Raw genomic sequence first — 16,589 nt, forward strand, 5'->3', positions numbered from 1 at the left:
GCAGAATTTATTTATTTTATACCCCAATGAATTTACTATACAATTATATATTTTATTATAATAATAATTTATGAAGGCTGTTATAATTACAATAGGCAATGAAATTTTGAAGGGGAGGACAGTTAATACAAATTTTTCATTTATAGGCAAGCTGCTTACATTTTCTGGATATAATGTATCACTCGGCATTATAGTTCCAGACAATCTCGATGCAATAGCAGCTGCATTCAGAAATGCTGCCGCCTATGGTGATCTTATTATATCATCCGGAGGTCTTGGACCAACCTATGACGATATGACATTAACTGGTTTTGCAAGGGCATTTAATCTTAATTTAAAGCTTAATGAAACTGCATTTAACATGATAAAAAATAAATTTGATAAGATAACCCCTGAAAGAGAGAAAATGGCAATAATTCCTGAGGGGTCAATACCACTTAAAAATGATGCTGGCACGGCCCCCGGGGTGTACATGGAAATTGATAATAAAAAGTACATTATCCTTCCAGGGGTTCCCAGGGAGGTTGAATCAATAATGAACAACTTTATTGAGAAAATAAGAATAAAAAATTATGTTTATCTTGATGAATCCTTTACCGTAAATGGAATTATGGAAAGCTCCCTGGCACCATATATAAAAAATTTGATGAAAGATTATGGTGATATGGTTTATATAAAGACACACCCAAAGGGCAATGAGATTAAATCGCCGGTTCTTGAAATTGAGGTATCCGCATCAGGCAATGATAAAAATATGGTTCAGGAAACAATAAAAAATGTAATAAACATGATAAAAAGGGATATAGATATTTTACAGGATAAACATTAATAAAATAATATTATTATCATATAATGAATAAGGACGATGCCAGAAAATTAATTGCCATAGTGGCAGCCAAAAAACTGGAGGGGTACACAAAAAACGATTTTTTAACATCATTATCATTTAAAAGGGCTTTAATACCTCCGGATTTAATAGACAGGTTTATAGAGGGCTGTTTAAAAGATAAACTTCTTGTGGAAAAAAATGGAAAGTATATACCAAATTTTAACTCCGATGGTGTAATAGTTCCACTGGATTTTACCGTTGACCCTGACAGGCTTTTCATGGATTCCGGTGAAAGACCATTGATAGACAGGCTTCTTGATACGGCGGCTTCATCAGGCAGAATGACAAAAAAGGAGGCAATTGTGCGTGCAAAGGAACTCATCAAAAATATGAGGTACATAGATATTGAAACTGCAATTATTACAGTATTATCAGACAATAATATAGATGTAAGACAGTTTGTCCTTGAAAAGGAAAAGAACATCTTAAGAAATCAATAGTTCTGGTAACTCCCTTAGATCTGCATCGGCCTTTATGCCGGTATCTGAAAACTGTGTCCTGCCAGCCCTTATATTATTATCATTCAGTATTCTTATGGCGTCCTCCATTTTTATTGAATTAATCTTTTTTGCCCTAAATATATCAGGAAGATTTAAGAACATTAATGATAAATCATCATTTTTCATTCTGTCCAGAATTTTAAGGTACTCTGGGTCAGGGCTGTCAATTCTTATAAGGCTGTTAAAATCAATACCGTGAAGGTGGCCAAGCCACAATGGCCCCTCATCCATATCCATGTATATATCTGATATTGATTTATTTTTATTTATTTTACCTATATATGCCAGTGCCTCATCTGCCTTATTTGCTGATGAGTATATTTTAAAAATTATTCTATAATAATGAGAGTGCCATAATGAAATTAAGGGAAAGGCACCTTTATCCTGTGCTGCCGCAGCCCTGACAAAACTGGCTATGAGAAGCCTGATTCCGGACTCGTGCCTGTATGCATCATTGTTTATATATGCATTATATCTCCTTAAGGTTTTTTGTGGCATTGATCCTGTTAGGGCTGTTAAATCAGTTGCTGTAATACCTATATATCCCCTGTTTTTTACTGCCATGATTGCATCGCCAATATATGGTATTACAGACCCATATGGATCAATATCTATGTAATCAAAAAGGTATTTATTTATAACACATCTAAAGTCCGCATTAATTACCTCTGGGTCTTCACCATTTAATAGGGCATTCTGATTAATAATGTCAAAGGATTCACGGTTTAATTCAGTTATCACTGTTTTAATCCCAGCCTCCTTTAGAAAACGGATCCCACGGACCCCGGTTCCGCCAAATGCATCCAGGGCCAGGCGTGGCTTAAATGTTTTAAGAAATGATAATGTAATATCCCTGTTTAATTTCTGTGATGCATTATAAAACCCGGACTGTGCTGTGCCCGGGCCCTTAAGATTATAATTTAATGGAACCCTTAATTGTACTGCACCCTCATGTATTAATTTAAATTGATTCTTCCTCTCCATTAAGCACCTTAACTATTTTAAATGGAAGTATATTTTTATTTATTGGTGTTATATCAAAGACCCTGACGCTCTCATATGCCCTGAACTCCTGTAACACGGGATTTCTTGATTTTTTATGAAGCGTTATGATAATTTCTTTTTCCGATTTCATTACCTTTTCTATTTCATTTTTTATATTTTTAGTAGCATTTTCTATCTTTCCAAGTTCATCAATAACTATTATATCTGCCTCCTCAAGGGCCTTTTCAAGAGATGGTATCAGGAGCTCCTCAAGGGCCTTTGTATCAACACCCAGCTTGTCAACCTTTACCCTTGATACAAGGTCATACCTTGCAAATTCTATTTTTTTCTTTGTAAGTATATCAGTAATAAAATAACTGTATAATTTACCATGCTCAGATTTTTCAGACATCAGGGTGCCCTCAATAACCTTGCCATCATTCTGAAGCATTTCCATAACCTTTGCCAGCGCCTCACTTTTTATGGAGCCAACCGGCCCTGTTATACCAACCTTTATTCCCATATTTATTCCTCCAGATACATTAGCGGATAATTTAAATCCCTTAAATATTTCATTTTTGCCCTTGCAGTGCTGCCGTTATAATTTATAGTCAAATCGACCTCAAGCATGGTACCGTTTAAAGATTTATAATTGAATTTAGTATCATTTTCTGCATTTAGATTTATTTTTACTTTTACATTTTCCACAAAGGGCTGTAACATTGTAGCGCTTTCTATTGCCTTCTGGATATATTCAATGTTTGATTCATTTACCGGAATGCCTGTATACTGATGATATATGGCGCCAAGTTTTATCCCGGCCTCAAATATGGCTCTTTCCCGATCTGTGCACTTAAAATATTTTGATGCCGGGTCATTCATTGAATAGTAATTACATTAAATATAATAAATGTTATTTTTTATATATTAGTTACATGTTAAAATAAATAAGAGCATAATAAAATATTTCATATAGTTAGGCATAACCATTAAATGAATCCATGGATAAGGATATTAAGACCTGTTAACGCTTTAATGGGATTTTTTTCAATATATATTATCGGATTTATAGCTGTAAATGTTATGTTTTATAAATTTTTGGTACCACTAACACTTGGGGCCATAAGTGTATTCCTCGTCACAGGCGCAGGGAATATTATAAATGATATAAGTGATCTCAACACAGATAAAATTAATCACCCTGACAGGCCATTGCCATCTGGAAAAATTACAAGGCAATCTGCCCTCACAGCATCGATTATAATTTTCATTATTGCAATAATTGTATCATCATTTATATCATATAGGATATCGCTTATAGTTTTTATTGCAGAAATGCTTCTGGTAAGTTATGAGTTTAAAACCAAAAAACTTGGACTGACAGGAAATTTTACCATAAGCCTCCTGATAGGCATGATTTTTTTATTTGGTGGTGTAATAACAGATTCATTACTAAAAATGACACTTCTTTTTTTGCTAGCATTTTTTTCAAATTTTTCAAGGGAAATTATGAAGGACATAGAGGATATAAAGGGAGATCAGGACAGAATGACATTCCCAAAAAAATATGGTATAGGGAATGCCAAAATATTATCCACTGTTTTTGTTGGAATAACAGTATCAATATCTGCTGTTCCATATCTTATTAAAATTCTTTCTGTGTACTATTTATATGCAGTTATTATAGATGACTTTATATTTATATACAGTGTGGTTATAATGAGAAAAAGTGTATCAGAGGGTCAAAAGGTGTCTAAAATAGCCATGATATTCGGCATGTTTTCATTCCTCCTGGGTGGTATTAATTGAGCGTTTATTCAGAAATACTTGAAAAATTAAAAAGCAAAAAGGTGCATATGACATTAATAGATCCCGCCTCACAAAATGTTGAAAAGGCAGTAAGTATTGCACAGAAGGCTGATAAGGCTGGAACAGATTTTTTTATGATAGGCGGGTCTACAAAGGTTTATCCAGCATTAATTGACAAAACAATTGAAGAAATTAAAAAGGTAACAGATAAAAAAATAATAATATTCCCTGGTTCCAGTGAGAGCATAAGCAAGAAGGCCGATGCCATTTATTATATGATGCTGATGAATTCCCAGAGCAATGAATTCTTAATTGGCCATCAGGTAAGGTCATCAATAATACTTAAAAAACTTGGTATTGAAACAATTTCAATGGGATATTTGATCTTTGACCCGGGCATGACTGTTGGGCGTGTTGGAAATGCCATGCTTATAAAAAGGGATGATGAAATGACAGCACTTTCCTATGCACTGGCCGCAGAGATGTTTGGATTTAAATTGCTTTACCTTGAATCGGGTTCTGGTTCACCAACACATGTTTCTGAAAATGTAATATCAAGGATTAAAAGGGAGGTTAAAATTCCGTTAATAGTTGGTGGTGGCATCAGGGATTATGAATCCGCCCATGATGTTTTATCTGCCGGTGCGGATATAATAGTTACAGGTACAGTTATAGAAAAATCTGTGGATGTATACCAGACATTAAAAGAAATTATTAATGCTTTCTGATTTACCGTTTATGGAAAAAATTGTAATTATTGGTGGAGGCATAGCGGGCGTGGCCGCGAAAACTTATAACAGGGATGCCATGCTTGTTGAAAAATCTGAATTAATGACTGTATTTCCAAGGTTAATTGATGTTGCCTCGGGCATGGATCAAAAATTTGCTGTAATAAAAAGAAATGCAGATGTATATGATGAGGTTATGGATATAGATTTTAAAAATAGGAAGGTGATTACAAAAAAAAGAAAAATTGGATACGATAAGTTAATAGTTGCTCTTGGAAAATCACAGAATTATTCATTTTTAAAGGGTAAACAGTACATATACCCAATGGCCCAGCTGAGTGATGCCATTAAATTGAGAGATTCAATTAAGAATGCAAAAAATCTTACAATAATAGGCGGCGGCTACTTGGGTGTCGAACTTGCAGGGTCGTTACATGGAGTGAATATAAAAATAATAGAGGCGGGAAAAAGATTATTGCAGGGCTTAAAGAATGAGTATCATGAAATAGCCTTAAAAAAACTTTCTGAACTCGGTGTTGATGTTCTTTTTAACACAAAGGTTATTGAGGTTAAAAAAGATTCCATAATTACCGATGCTGGTGATTTTAAATCTGATGTTTCTGTTTTTGCAGGAGGGCTCACTGGAAATTTACTGCTTAATGATCTTGACATAACAACCCTAAATTCAAAAATTGTTGTTGATAGTTATTTAAGATCTGTTGATTATGATGATGTTTATGCATGCGGTGATTCCATGGCCATTAAAAACACATTCACACCCATGTCTGCAATTATAGCAAGGTCATCAGGCATAAGGGCCATGGCAAATGCAATGGGTGAGGATTTGGAATATAAGCCGAATAATTTTGCAAACATTATAAGAGTTGGCAATTATTATTTCGGTGATTTTTTTAATTACCGTGTTAATGGCTTCATTGCAAGAATGATAAAGGAATCCGGCATTGCCATCAGCATTAATTATGCAAAAATGCTATAAAATATAATTAAAGTTTTTTAGTATTTTTTTATAAATGGGAAAATGCACTGAATATTTATTTAAAAACAGTTACGATTTATAACAAAAAATTTAATAAGTATGTTAACAATATATTAAGCATGAAGACAACCATATCACATATAAAGGCAGATATTGGAAGCTTACCAGGGCACACTGTTGTATATGAGCCGGTGGTTAATGCTGTTGATAAATACATAAAGGAAAATGGGGAATCTCTTATTTCTGATTACCATATATCACATATAGGTGATGACATACAGATAACCATGGTACATAAAATGGGTGCTGATAACCCTGAAATACATGAACTCGCATGGAACGCCTTCAAGGCCGGTACAGAGGTGGCAAAGGAGGCGGGCTTGTATGGTGCCGGTCAGGACTTGCTAAAGGATGCATTTTCAGGAAATATAAAGGGCATAGGGCCAGGAGTCGCAGAACTCGAAATTACACCAAGAAAGGCAGAGCCATTCATAGTTTACATGATGGATAAGACAGAGCCTGGAGCATTTAATTACCCAATATATAAAATGTTTGGGGATCCTTTTAACACCCCGGGTTTGGTAATAGACCCGAATATGCACATGGGATTCAAATTTGAGGTCTGGGATATATACAACGGAAAGAAGGTAATAATGTCCCTGCCTGAGGATACATATGATCTCCTTGCACTTATAGGTTCAAAGGGGAAATATGTAATTAAAAGGGTATTTACAAAGGAAACACACAGCAAGCTCCCGGACGAAAATGTTGCAGTTATAACCACTGATAAATTATCATTTATAGCCGGTGAATACGTGGGAAAGGATGACCCAGCGGGCATAGTGAGAATACAGTCCGGTCTTCCTGCATCAGGTGAGGCACTTGAACCATTTGCAAACTCATATCTTGTATCAGGCTGGATGCGTGGATCATTTAATGGGCCCATAATGCCTGTTGGATTAAATAACTCAATGATGACCAGATTTGATGGTCCACCAAGGGTTGCTGCCATGGGCTTTGTGTTAAAGGATGGAAAGCTTCATGGGCCTGTAGATATGTTTAACGATGTTGCATTTGACTTTGCAAGAACAGAGGCCCTTCAGATGGCAAACTACATAAGGAAGATGGGCGTATTTGAGCCTCATAGGCTTCCTGATGAGGACATGGAATATACAGCACTTCCAAGAATACTTGAAAAACTTGCACCCAGATTTAAGAACATAGAGGATAAGGGTGCAAAGAGTGAAATGAAGCTTGAAAGATAAAAATAACTTTTTTAAATTTTTATAACAAAGTTAAAATATTCTTTTTTGATTAAGCCTTGTGATTTTATGCCTTTTCCAGAAGCAGTAGAGAGAAGATTAAATAAAAAGATATGCATGAGATGCTACGCAAGGAACTCAATAAGGGCCGAAAGATGCAGAAAATGCGGTTATACCGGTCTTAGAGTTAAATCAAAGGAGATAAAAAGTGCAAAGTGACGGTTTAAGGGCAGGAGTCCTCAGAATGGAGGGGACAAATAACGAGGAGGAAGCATATTTATCCCTCCAGCGTTCTGGCTTTATACCGGATTACATACATATTTTCGATTTAAATTCAGGTAGAAAAAATCTTCTGGATTATGATGTTTTATTAATACCGGGTGGATTCTCTGCCGGTGATTATATCAGGGCGGGTGCCATATTTGCCGCGAGGCTAAGGGCATATATAAGAGACCTCCAGAAATTTAATGATTTAAACAGGGTAATTCTTGGAATATGTAATGGATTTCAGGTTCTTAGTGAGCTTGGCATGCTTCCTGATACAGGAAATAAAATGGAAAGATCCATGGTTCTGGCAGTAAATGAATCCAACAGGTTTGAATGCAGGTATACATATTTTAATTACACATCCAGAAATAAAATATTTGAAAGTGCATTTAGGGACAGGATAATGCAGGTTCCTGTGGCACATCTTGAGGGACGCGTTTTATTCAAAAATGAAAATATACTTGATGAGGTTTTACAAAATGATCAGATATTATTTAAGTACACAAATCCTGATGGAACCGGATCAGGATATCCATGGAATCCCAATGGCTCGGTAATGGACATAGCCGGAATATCAAACGAAAATGGCAATGTAATAGGTCTGATGCCACATCCCGAACGTGTTTACTATAATTTTCAGATGATGCCTGACGGCCATGTGCATGAAAAAGGTACAGGTGAATATTTTTTTAAGGCCATATATAATTACACAAAAAAATTATTTGACTAGTTTTTTCTTTATTTCAGAGTGCCTGTTTATAATATCATTCAATAGAATTCTTACATTTTTATGATATTCATCAAGGGTTGAATCATTTACAATCATGTAATCTGCAAGTGATATTACCTTGCCTATGCCCCATGACAGCTCCCTGCTATCTCTCCTTCGAAGGCCCTCCTGGCTTTTAACATCATCCTCGCGGTCACGTTTAAGGATTCTTTCAAGCCTCTCTGATTCATTTGCAAATACAGCTATAACTATTATATTATCAAAATGGTTTTTAAAATATTCAAGCTCCTCACAATTTCTTAAACCATCAACTATTGTTATGTCCGGTTCCCTAATGTCCTCGGCCGTTCTTTTTGCCCATATATCCATACCAAAACGCTCACGCTCTGCTGATGCATACTTACCTATTGATGAATCATCCTGCTTAATATTATTTTTTAATGCATATTTTTTCACAGTATTGCCCATGTGGACATCCACAAAGCCCATGGATCTGGCAACCTTAACAAATTCATCCTTGCCGGCACCCGGCATGCCAGTAATAATTAACATTTTTCATCCAAAAATAAATCCCATGCCTTCCTTTGAATTGTTTTCGTCCTCCTTTATTTTCTCATAAATTTTTTCGGCCTTTTTCCCGCCAATTTCTTCAGATTTTCCATTGAGTATTGAATTTACCCTCTCAAAAATATCTGGAGAACCCTCAATCAAAAGTATATATGATGAATCATATCCAAATTCTGCGCCATCCTTGTACTGAACTGATTGCCTGCCAAGAACATCATCGTTAAGAACCTCGTCTATAATATTTCTGTTTTCCTTTGAGATTTCGAATACCTTAAACATGATTGTATATTGTCATATGTTTATTAAAAATTTTCATTATTTATTATTGTTCTCATTTAACCCGTCGAAATATGAGTCGAAGTTGGTTCTCAGTTTGGTCTGCTTAACTATTTTGGAACCCTGGAAGTTTATAAATGCCGGATCTTCCATAATGTATGATTTTATATTTTCTATTGACCCCATAACACGAATAAATTTGGTTCTACCATATCTCCCAAGGCTTCTGGTATTTGTTGAGAGAAGGCCAAGATCCTCAAGGTCAGTTAAAAGGTCTGATATTCTTCTCATTGTTAATGGTTGAAAACCAAGCTCGGTGCTAATGTTTTTGTAATTTTCATATATTTCACCGGTCACTGTAAGATCTGAGTCTGTTTCCTGTGTTAATGCTGCACTTAAAAGTACCATTTTTGAATGTATTGGCAGGGTTTTTATTGATTCCTTTAATATATTCATCTCAAATTTATCCCTGGCACGGTATACATCATCTGCTGTTACCAGATCCCTACCCTCCCTGAGTGCATTCTCTATGGCTATTCTTAACAAATCTATGGATTTTCTGGCGTCTCCATGTTCCTGTGCACCAAGTGCGGCACATAAATTAATGGCAGAATCATCTATAAATTCCCTTTTAATAATCCCGGATACCCTAAAATTGAGTATATCCCTTAGTTCAATTGCATTGTATGGCGGGAATATTATGCTCTCCTGATTAAGCCTGCTCTGGACCCGGGCATCAAGCCTGTTAACAAATGATGAGTCATTTGTAATTCCTATAATCGATGCGTTAACCTCAGATATAACCTTAAGTATAACATAAAGTGCATCACTGCCATTTTTCTGGATTAATTTATCTATTTCATCAAGTATTATTATTGTATATTTTCCTGATTTTTTTAATCTTCTAATTAATTCAAAATAAACGCGATCCAGTGGAAGTCCAAGAGAGGGCACCTGTGTTTCACCAATATTTATTGAGTTTATTATATTTATAAGTATGGAATACTGTGAATCATAGATTTCACAGTTTATATAAATTGAGTTTAAATTTCCTGAAACAGCCTCGGAGAGCATTGATGTAACATACAATGTTGAGGATGTTTTTCCTGATCCGGATTTTCCATATATAAGTATATTTGATGCAATTCCCCCGTTAATAATTGAGCTTAGTATTTTTGCAATTTCATTTATCTGCCTTTCCCTGTGTGGAAAGTTGTCGGGTATATATGAACTGCTTAATTTTTTAAGGTCGCCTATAACGTAATCGCTTGTTTTACTGTATTTAATAAAAGGGTTGTCCATAAATATCAGCTAATAAAATAGCTATGTATTGGATATACAAAAATATTTTTTAACTGGGTTAGTTACTGACTGTTTTATCTATTTATTTATTCTTAGATAAATGGTGCTGCTGGTGAACCTATATATTTTTTTAAAAATCCGACAAGATACATAGATCCGGTCACAAGTATATAGTCTGATGATTTAATGGCATGTTCATATGCCCTAACAGGGTCATCAATAACAGTGATGTTCTTAAACAGATTGCCTGATAATTCCTTAAGGTTTTGGGGTTGTATGGACCTTTCTGGTTCATCAGGCGTTGTAAATATAACACTGTCTGATAAACGGCTCATGACAGAAAGGTATGAGAAAACATCCTTGTCTGAGAGCATGCCTATAACAAGTAAAGGTTTTTTACCTATGATTTTTGTGTATGATTCAACAAGTGCATTTGCAGCTGGCGGGTTATGTGCGGAATCAAAAATAACCAGCGGATGGCTGTCAACAATCTCGAACCGGCCGGGCCATCTGCTTTCATATATTCCCCTTTCAACTGTATTTATATCTGGAGGATTTTCAAGTGAATTCACGGCTGCTATTGCAGTGCAGATATTTTTAACCTGAAACAGCCCTGAATTTTTTGCGTCTATATTATAGCTGCCATCAGGAGTAACTGCAGTAAATTTTATTTTTTCCATATCATATTCAAGATCTTTAACAGTGCAGTATTCAGATACACGGATTAATTTTGATTTTCTCACTGCTGCAAGTTTTTTAATCTCGGCCACAACCTCGGGCTTATCGTCAAGCAGTACAACAGGTTTTGTTTCCTTAATTATTCCGCCCTTTTCATATGCAATTGATGTTAATGAGCAGCCAAGTATTCTGTAATGCTCATAGCCTATCTGGGCTATCACACTTACCTCGGGATTTATTATATTTGTGGAATCCAGACGCCCCCCAAGGCCAACCTCAACTGAAGCATAATCTGCATGCTTGTCTGAAAAATATTTAAATGCCATAACCGTTGTGGTCTCAAAAAAGGTTGGATTTCTGTATTCTTTTGCCATCTCCTCTATATAATTTTTGTTATTGTCAACAAATTTTTTTATATATTCATCAGTGATTAATTCGCGGTTAAATACAATTCTTTCATTAAAATCTATTAAATGTGGTGATGTGTAAAGTCCTGTATTATTTTTCTGCCTCAATATATTATAAATGTATGATGAAATTGAACCCTTTCCATTTGTTCCCGCTATGTGTATGCTTCTGTAATTATCCTGAGGATTGCCATTATATTCCGCAAACAGCCTTGTGGCTGTTAAATCCAGTTTAATTCCATTTCTCTTTAAATTATATAGATAATTAAGAGTATCTTCAATCATCCAGTGGTTAATGCCAAAGCCATATTTATATTCCATTATAACTGCATATCCAGTAATTTAATTCATATAATAATCCAAATTTAAAGATGTTTTTCTGCATCCCGGTTAATTCCAGATCTTTTAGTATATCAAAGTATTTTGCCGTGATTTTTATATAACCATCAGATTTATAAAAGTCAAACCAGAATGAGTATTTATCAGATTTAACATTTGAATTTTCCGCTATGTACTCATAGGACCACTGGCATGGAAGCATTGACAGCATGCCGTTATAATCTGAATCCTCTGACCATCTTATTAAATGATTTATATAAGAATATGTTGTATAATTAATTAAATCCTCAGTTATATTTTCCTTTTTTATTCCAAATTTATCCAGCATTTGAAGATGAAAAACCGGTTCATCGGAACCTATTGCATCATAGAGTTCTATAATGCCATTGTTCTTTGTATTATTTTTTATTTTTGTTCCGGCCTCCTTATAATATTTTAAATATATGTCATCCTGAATAAGGTAATATTTGAATTTATCATCACTTAATGACCCATCCTGCATCTCCAGCACAAATTTTGCATTCATTATATTTTTTATTATGCCCTTTATTTCATCTGTTTTAATGTATTCTATGATGTTCATAATTAATAAGTTAAAGATTATATTTATTTTTTATTCATATGCACGGTATTTTTCATCCTCTATTCCATTATTTTTTGCCACATTTGAGTATAAATCCATGGACCCTGTATCCTTAAAGTTTATGTTATCATTTAAAATCCCATATTTATATGAAAAACCATGTGCCCATTCATAGGTATCTGTAAGCGATCTGTAAAAATATCCTTTTAAATTTATATGATAATCTTTAACTGCCTGATGCAGGGCTATTAATGTATGTTTAATGAAATCGCATCTTTTATCATCTGATTCTGTTGCAATACCGTTTTCCGTTATTATTACGGGTTTTCTGTATGTATTATATATTTCGGATGCCACATATTTAATTCCGTCAGGATGGATTTCATGGAAATCGTCGCTGCACTTAGTGCATGGTATAAAGGCAAACCGGTATCTTATATCAACACCCTCATTCTGCACATACCTTACTGGAATGCTTCCATAATATGATATGCCTATAAAATCCGTACCGTTGAATTCATATGGCCTTGATTCCTTAAACTCACCTGTAAGGTTCATGTCAAAATTTCCATAAAGTGCTGAATTTATAAATAAATTATAATAAAGATATTTGACAAAATTTACCATGAATATATTATTATCATTATCCATTTCCTGTGTAAAATATGGAACCTCCATGGTTAATCCAGCGGGCCTATTAATTGATTTTTTTATGGCAAGGTATGCCAGATTATGTGCATAGGCCATATTACGGTATGCCTCCATTAAAAGTGAAAAATCTGAAAGCCCCGGTGGATATCCCTCAATATTGCCATATAAATAGCTGTTTATTGCAAAATAATTTGGCCGGTTCATCGTGTTAAAATAATCAATATAACTGCCAAACCTTTTTGAAATGTAATATGAGTATTTTCCAAATTCTAGAACTGTATTCTTATTAAGCCATCCCTTATTCTTTGAATTATGTAAATTCCTGTTGCATTCAACAGGGTCATGGATCCACAATGGTAATGTTCCATCCCATAATGTAACAATTATTCTGATATTTTTTGACCGTATATATTTAAAAATTGACTCATAATGTTCAAGGCTTTTTCTATCTGCCCTGATATCCAGCATTTTATATAAATTATCATCAAATTCTGCTGAATACACATCGCCTGAGGAGTTTGATTTATAATTAATCTCAACATTTTCTGTGCTTTCTGGAAATATTCTTGACCATTCAATCCCGATTTTTACAGAGTTTAATCCAGCATTTACAATTTTATCTATATATTTCCTAAAATTATTCCAGAAATCCGGGCCATTACCTATTCCACCTGAAACATAATTCATATTTTCCATGGTTTTATCAGTGGACCATTTATACCAGTCCGTGTTAACAGCCATGGAATCATTACCCTGATCGTTCTGAAATGAATTTATGGAAAAACCCAGCATAAAATCATTAACAAATTTTCTTAACATAAAATCTGATTATTTATTATAATTTAAATTTTAACTTTAAAGTGTTAAGTCTCCTTCCATTGGGATATGGGGATGCAAAGTTTTATAGTATATATTATTCTATATTTATAATATAGATTCTAAAAAAGTTATTAAAGAGAGACAGAGCATATAAATTTGGAATATATCCAAATAAAACGCAGATAAATAAAATAGGTTATATTATGCATTTGCCCAGAAATTTATATAACACAAAACTTTACCGAATTTATGCCCTTGGATATAGGGCTTTTCCATGGAATGGAGAAGCCCCAGATAACGCCAGGGTGCCACCTCATTTCTCCCCAAGAATTGATATATATGCCTTTTCAAGGTCTGATCCTGCAGATGTGTATGATATTACAGGGCAGATTTTAATGGCGTTAATCAGAATCTGTGCCCTCTCCTGCTCATCGCCAGAATAATTGATTGTTACAGTTCTTCCTGATGAATCCATAATGTCATATTTTAATTCCCTTAACCTTGATAGTATATCATCATCCACATTTTTAACAAACTCAATTTTTACCGCGTTTGTGTTAAAACTCCTTGTTATCTCGCCCATATTTCCTATCTTAAGAACCTCCCCATGATTTAAAAATATTACATCATCATATGTTTCTGAGACCTCTGAGAGTATATGGGATGAGAAGAAAACAAGTTTGTCCTTTTTAAGTTTCAATATAAAATCACGGAATATCTTCCTCTCAAATGGGTCAAGGCCGCTTGTTGGCTCATCAAGTATTACTATGTCAGGATCAGATACAAGAACAGATGCAAAAACAACCCTCTGCCTCTGGCCTTTTGATAATGAACCTATTCTATTTTTTAATGGGGGTAGTTTAAGTGCATCAAAATATTCATCTATTTTGCCATCAACAGTTCTTTTGTCAATGCCCCTCAGCTCACCGATAAATTCCAGTGATTCCTTTACGGTAAAATATGGGTATGGCACTGGTGTTTCTATCATGGAGCCAACCGATTCCAGGGCCTTTTTTGGATTTTTATTAACATTTATGCCATTTAATTCTACTGTGCCCTGTGATGGCCTTAATAAATTTGTCATAATTTTTAATGTTGTTGTTTTTCCCGCACCGTTTGGACCAAGATATCCTATGGCCCTTTTACCTGAAAAATTAAATGATACATTGTCCAGTGCGGTAAAATTCCTATATTTTTTTGAAACATTGACCATTGATATTTCCATTTTTATCCCTCGATCTGCCTCCTTGAATAAACCACAATTGATATAATGCCAAAGACGATTAAATAAATCAGAAGTGATTCTATCCCCTGATATAATGCCGGATTAAACGTGTATATTTTAAGGCCATGCAATGCCGGACTCACTGTTTTTGTTGCGGGATATTTGGTATTGAAAATAAGGTATGTAATCTCACCTGCAAAGGTTAAAAATTCAATTGGATATATGCCCTCGAGGCTGCCAATAATTCCGGTTATTATAGGAAATACTAGAATTAATAGAACAATTGATGTGATCATGCCGGATGTTGGGCTCTTAAATATGGAGCTGAAAAATGATGCCAGCATGATGGTTGCGACAACCATTAAAAGTACAAGGCCAAGGCTCAGTGCAACCTTGGATGTTACCTTTCCATAAAGGTCAATCGATGCAAAAATTCCGACAAGAATATAAAGGAAAACTATGAAAAAGGATGATAGCAGTGCAGCGGTATACTTCCCAAGAAATAAAACTGACCTTTTTACCGGCTGAACAAGTATGTAATATGCTGAACCGGTGCCAACATCGCCTGAAATTAAATCACCACCAAAAAATGAACCGACCACAACAATAATATCCAGAAGTGATGTATCAAGATAATTTAAAAAAAATGTTGGCGAGTTTGAATCCTTTAACGTTGTGTATTCCACATGAAACATTAAAAGTATAACCGCAATCGAAACTATTAATGAAAAAAGGGTAAGCCCGATAAACCTTTTGGTCTTAATATAACCCAGTAACTGATATTTAAACGATGTATAGTACTGTTTCAAATTTGTATCCTGTGGCATATGCCTTAATATATAAATGATTTATTTAAAGATTGCCCATAAATATAATAAAAATCAAAAAAAGTCCTTTGCAAATTAAATATATACTGTTTCATAATATCATATTATGCCAGATATTTATGTGCTTGGTGTTGAGGATTATAAAAAAATTCTGGATTTTCAGAGAAGGTTAAATAATTTAAGGAATCAGAATAAAATAGATGATTCATTTATAATTCTTGAACATAATGATGTTTATACCTCAGGTGTTCACTATAAAGGCGCAATGGACAACATTATAAAGACTGAGCGCGGTGGATATTTAACATACCATGGCCCTGGACAGCTGGTAGCATATTTTATTATAAATATGAAGGAAGGTAATAAGAATGTGCTTGATGTTATCAGATTGATTCAGAAAACCGTTACTGATTTCCTTGAAATTTATAATATTGATGCTCATCCTGAACTAAATGAAAAAACAGGTGTCTGGGTAAATAATAAAAAGATATGTTCAATAGGCCTCGCAATAAAAGGTTTTTCAACACTGCATGGCATGGCATTAAACATTAATACAGACCTTAAAAAATTTTATCTGATAAACCCCTGCAATTTTGATCCTGAGATAATGACCTCAATTGAGGAAATAAAGGGATTTAAAATACCAATGGATGATGCAAGAAAAAAATATATGGAAATACTTATCAGGGATTTTAAAATTGAAAATTATAATTTATATACAAAAATAAATGATTTTTACATTTGAATAA

The 16,589-nt window shown here is 34.4% G+C and carries 20 protein-coding genes; 9 read left to right on the forward strand and 11 right to left on the reverse strand.

Features of this window, described 5'->3' with window-relative positions:
- Positions 1 to 70: 70 nt before the first annotated feature.
- Together TZ01_RS03985 and TZ01_RS03990 are read left to right on the forward strand one after the other, a co-directional pair.
- Positions 71 to 829, forward strand: a complete 759-nt coding sequence (locus tag TZ01_RS03985) for a nicotinamide mononucleotide deamidase-related protein (protein WP_048101518.1) — start codon at positions 71 to 73, stop codon at positions 827 to 829.
- Between the two features lie 23 nt (positions 830 to 852).
- A complete protein-coding gene (locus TZ01_RS03990) occupies positions 853 to 1,329 on the forward strand; it encodes a DUF2240 family protein (protein ID WP_048101519.1) in 477 nt (158 codons plus the stop codon).
- Here the strand turns inward: TZ01_RS03990 and TZ01_RS03995 are convergent.
- From TZ01_RS03995 to TZ01_RS04005, 3 genes are read right to left on the reverse strand one after another with little or no spacing between them, the layout of a single operon-like run.
- A complete protein-coding gene (locus tag TZ01_RS03995; protein WP_048101520.1) occupies positions 1,315 to 2,373 on the reverse strand; it encodes a N2,N2-dimethylguanosine tRNA methyltransferase in 1,059 nt (352 codons plus the stop codon). The two genes, TZ01_RS03990 and TZ01_RS03995, sit on opposite strands and share 15 nt — an antisense overlap.
- The gene (locus TZ01_RS04000) at positions 2,351 to 2,896 is read right to left on the reverse strand and encodes an NTPase (protein WP_048101521.1); all 546 of its coding nucleotides are present in this window, start codon (positions 2,894 to 2,896) and stop codon (positions 2,351 to 2,353) included. Before TZ01_RS04000 ends, TZ01_RS03995 begins: the two co-directional genes overlap by 23 nt.
- A 2-nt stretch (positions 2,897 to 2,898) precedes the next feature.
- Complete coding sequence (locus TZ01_RS04005; protein ID WP_048101522.1) at positions 2,899 to 3,255, reverse strand: dihydroneopterin aldolase family protein; 357 nt, start codon at positions 3,253 to 3,255, stop codon at positions 2,899 to 2,901.
- 111 nt (positions 3,256 to 3,366) lie between these two features.
- Between TZ01_RS04005 and TZ01_RS04010 the strand changes: the two genes are divergently transcribed.
- The 6 genes from TZ01_RS04010 (at position 3,367) to purQ (ending at position 8,166) form a co-directional block, all read left to right on the forward strand.
- Positions 3,367 to 4,182, forward strand: a complete 816-nt coding sequence (locus tag TZ01_RS04010; protein ID WP_048101523.1) for a UbiA family prenyltransferase — start codon at positions 3,367 to 3,369, stop codon at positions 4,180 to 4,182.
- On the forward strand, positions 4,179 to 4,910 hold the full coding sequence (locus TZ01_RS04015; RefSeq protein ID WP_082180448.1) for a geranylgeranylglyceryl/heptaprenylglyceryl phosphate synthase: 732 nt from the start codon (positions 4,179 to 4,181) through the stop codon (positions 4,908 to 4,910). The genes TZ01_RS04010 and TZ01_RS04015 overlap by 4 nt, the downstream gene beginning before the upstream one ends.
- 10 nt (positions 4,911 to 4,920) lie before the next feature.
- On the forward strand, positions 4,921 to 5,907 hold the full coding sequence (locus tag TZ01_RS04020; protein WP_048101821.1) for an NAD(P)/FAD-dependent oxidoreductase: 987 nt from the start codon (positions 4,921 to 4,923) through the stop codon (positions 5,905 to 5,907).
- 119 nt (positions 5,908 to 6,026) lie between these two features.
- On the forward strand, positions 6,027 to 7,172 hold the full coding sequence (gene fbp, locus TZ01_RS04025; RefSeq protein WP_048101524.1) for a fructose-1,6-bisphosphate aldolase/phosphatase: 1,146 nt from the start codon (positions 6,027 to 6,029) through the stop codon (positions 7,170 to 7,172).
- A gap of 66 nt (positions 7,173 to 7,238) precedes the next feature.
- Entirely contained in the window at positions 7,239 to 7,388 is a 150-nt protein-coding gene (locus tag TZ01_RS04030) for a 50S ribosomal protein L40e (RefSeq protein WP_048101525.1), read from the forward strand.
- Positions 7,378 to 8,166, forward strand: a complete 789-nt coding sequence (gene purQ, locus TZ01_RS04035) for a phosphoribosylformylglycinamidine synthase subunit PurQ (protein ID WP_082180449.1) — start codon at positions 7,378 to 7,380, stop codon at positions 8,164 to 8,166. The genes TZ01_RS04030 and purQ overlap by 11 nt, the downstream gene beginning before the upstream one ends.
- Here the strand turns inward: purQ and TZ01_RS04040 are convergent.
- The 8 genes from TZ01_RS04040 to TZ01_RS04075 all read right to left on the reverse strand — a co-directional run bounded on the left by TZ01_RS04040 (position 8,155) and on the right by TZ01_RS04075 (position 15,840).
- Positions 8,155 to 8,718 (reverse strand): AAA family ATPase, encoded by a 564-nt coding sequence (locus tag TZ01_RS04040; RefSeq protein WP_048101526.1) that lies wholly within the window; start codon positions 8,716 to 8,718, stop codon positions 8,155 to 8,157. The genes purQ and TZ01_RS04040 overlap by 12 nt on opposite strands.
- A 3-nt stretch (positions 8,719 to 8,721) precedes the next feature.
- On the reverse strand, positions 8,722 to 9,012 hold the full coding sequence (locus TZ01_RS04045) for a hypothetical protein (protein ID WP_048101527.1): 291 nt from the start codon (positions 9,010 to 9,012) through the stop codon (positions 8,722 to 8,724).
- A 36-nt stretch (positions 9,013 to 9,048) separates the two neighbouring features.
- Positions 9,049 to 10,311 carry an ORC1-type DNA replication protein gene (locus tag TZ01_RS04050; RefSeq protein ID WP_048101528.1) on the reverse strand — a complete coding sequence of 421 codons (1,263 nt, stop codon included), beginning with the start codon at positions 10,309 to 10,311 and terminating at the stop codon, positions 9,049 to 9,051.
- Between the two features lie 92 nt (positions 10,312 to 10,403).
- A complete protein-coding gene (locus TZ01_RS04055; protein WP_231563416.1) occupies positions 10,404 to 11,717 on the reverse strand; it encodes a folylpolyglutamate synthase/dihydrofolate synthase family protein in 1,314 nt (437 codons plus the stop codon).
- Positions 11,707 to 12,318, reverse strand: a complete 612-nt coding sequence (locus TZ01_RS04060; protein ID WP_048101529.1) for a TenA family protein — start codon at positions 12,316 to 12,318, stop codon at positions 11,707 to 11,709. The genes TZ01_RS04055 and TZ01_RS04060 overlap by 11 nt, the downstream gene beginning before the upstream one ends.
- Before the next feature lie 30 nt (positions 12,319 to 12,348).
- Complete coding sequence (locus tag TZ01_RS04065; protein WP_048101530.1) at positions 12,349 to 13,788, reverse strand: family 1 glycosylhydrolase; 1,440 nt, start codon at positions 13,786 to 13,788, stop codon at positions 12,349 to 12,351.
- Between the two features lie 313 nt (positions 13,789 to 14,101).
- Positions 14,102 to 15,013 (reverse strand): ABC transporter ATP-binding protein, encoded by a 912-nt coding sequence (locus TZ01_RS04070; protein WP_048101531.1) that lies wholly within the window; start codon positions 15,011 to 15,013, stop codon positions 14,102 to 14,104.
- 2 nt (positions 15,014 to 15,015) lie between these two features.
- Positions 15,016 to 15,840: an ABC transporter permease gene (locus TZ01_RS04075; protein ID WP_048101532.1), complete on the reverse strand. Its 825-nt coding sequence runs from the start codon at positions 15,838 to 15,840 to the stop codon at positions 15,016 to 15,018.
- A gap of 106 nt (positions 15,841 to 15,946) precedes the next feature.
- Here TZ01_RS04075 and lipB point away from each other — a divergent pair, with 106 nt between their 5' ends.
- Positions 15,947 to 16,585 (forward strand): lipoyl(octanoyl) transferase LipB, encoded by a 639-nt coding sequence (lipB, locus tag TZ01_RS04080; RefSeq protein WP_048101533.1) that lies wholly within the window; start codon positions 15,947 to 15,949, stop codon positions 16,583 to 16,585.
- The last annotated feature ends 4 nt before the right edge of the window (positions 16,586 to 16,589 follow it).

This window comes from Acidiplasma sp. MBA-1 (assembly GCF_000949015.1).
GTDB classification, from domain to species: domain Archaea; phylum Thermoplasmatota; class Thermoplasmata; order Thermoplasmatales; family Thermoplasmataceae; genus Acidiplasma; species Acidiplasma aeolicum.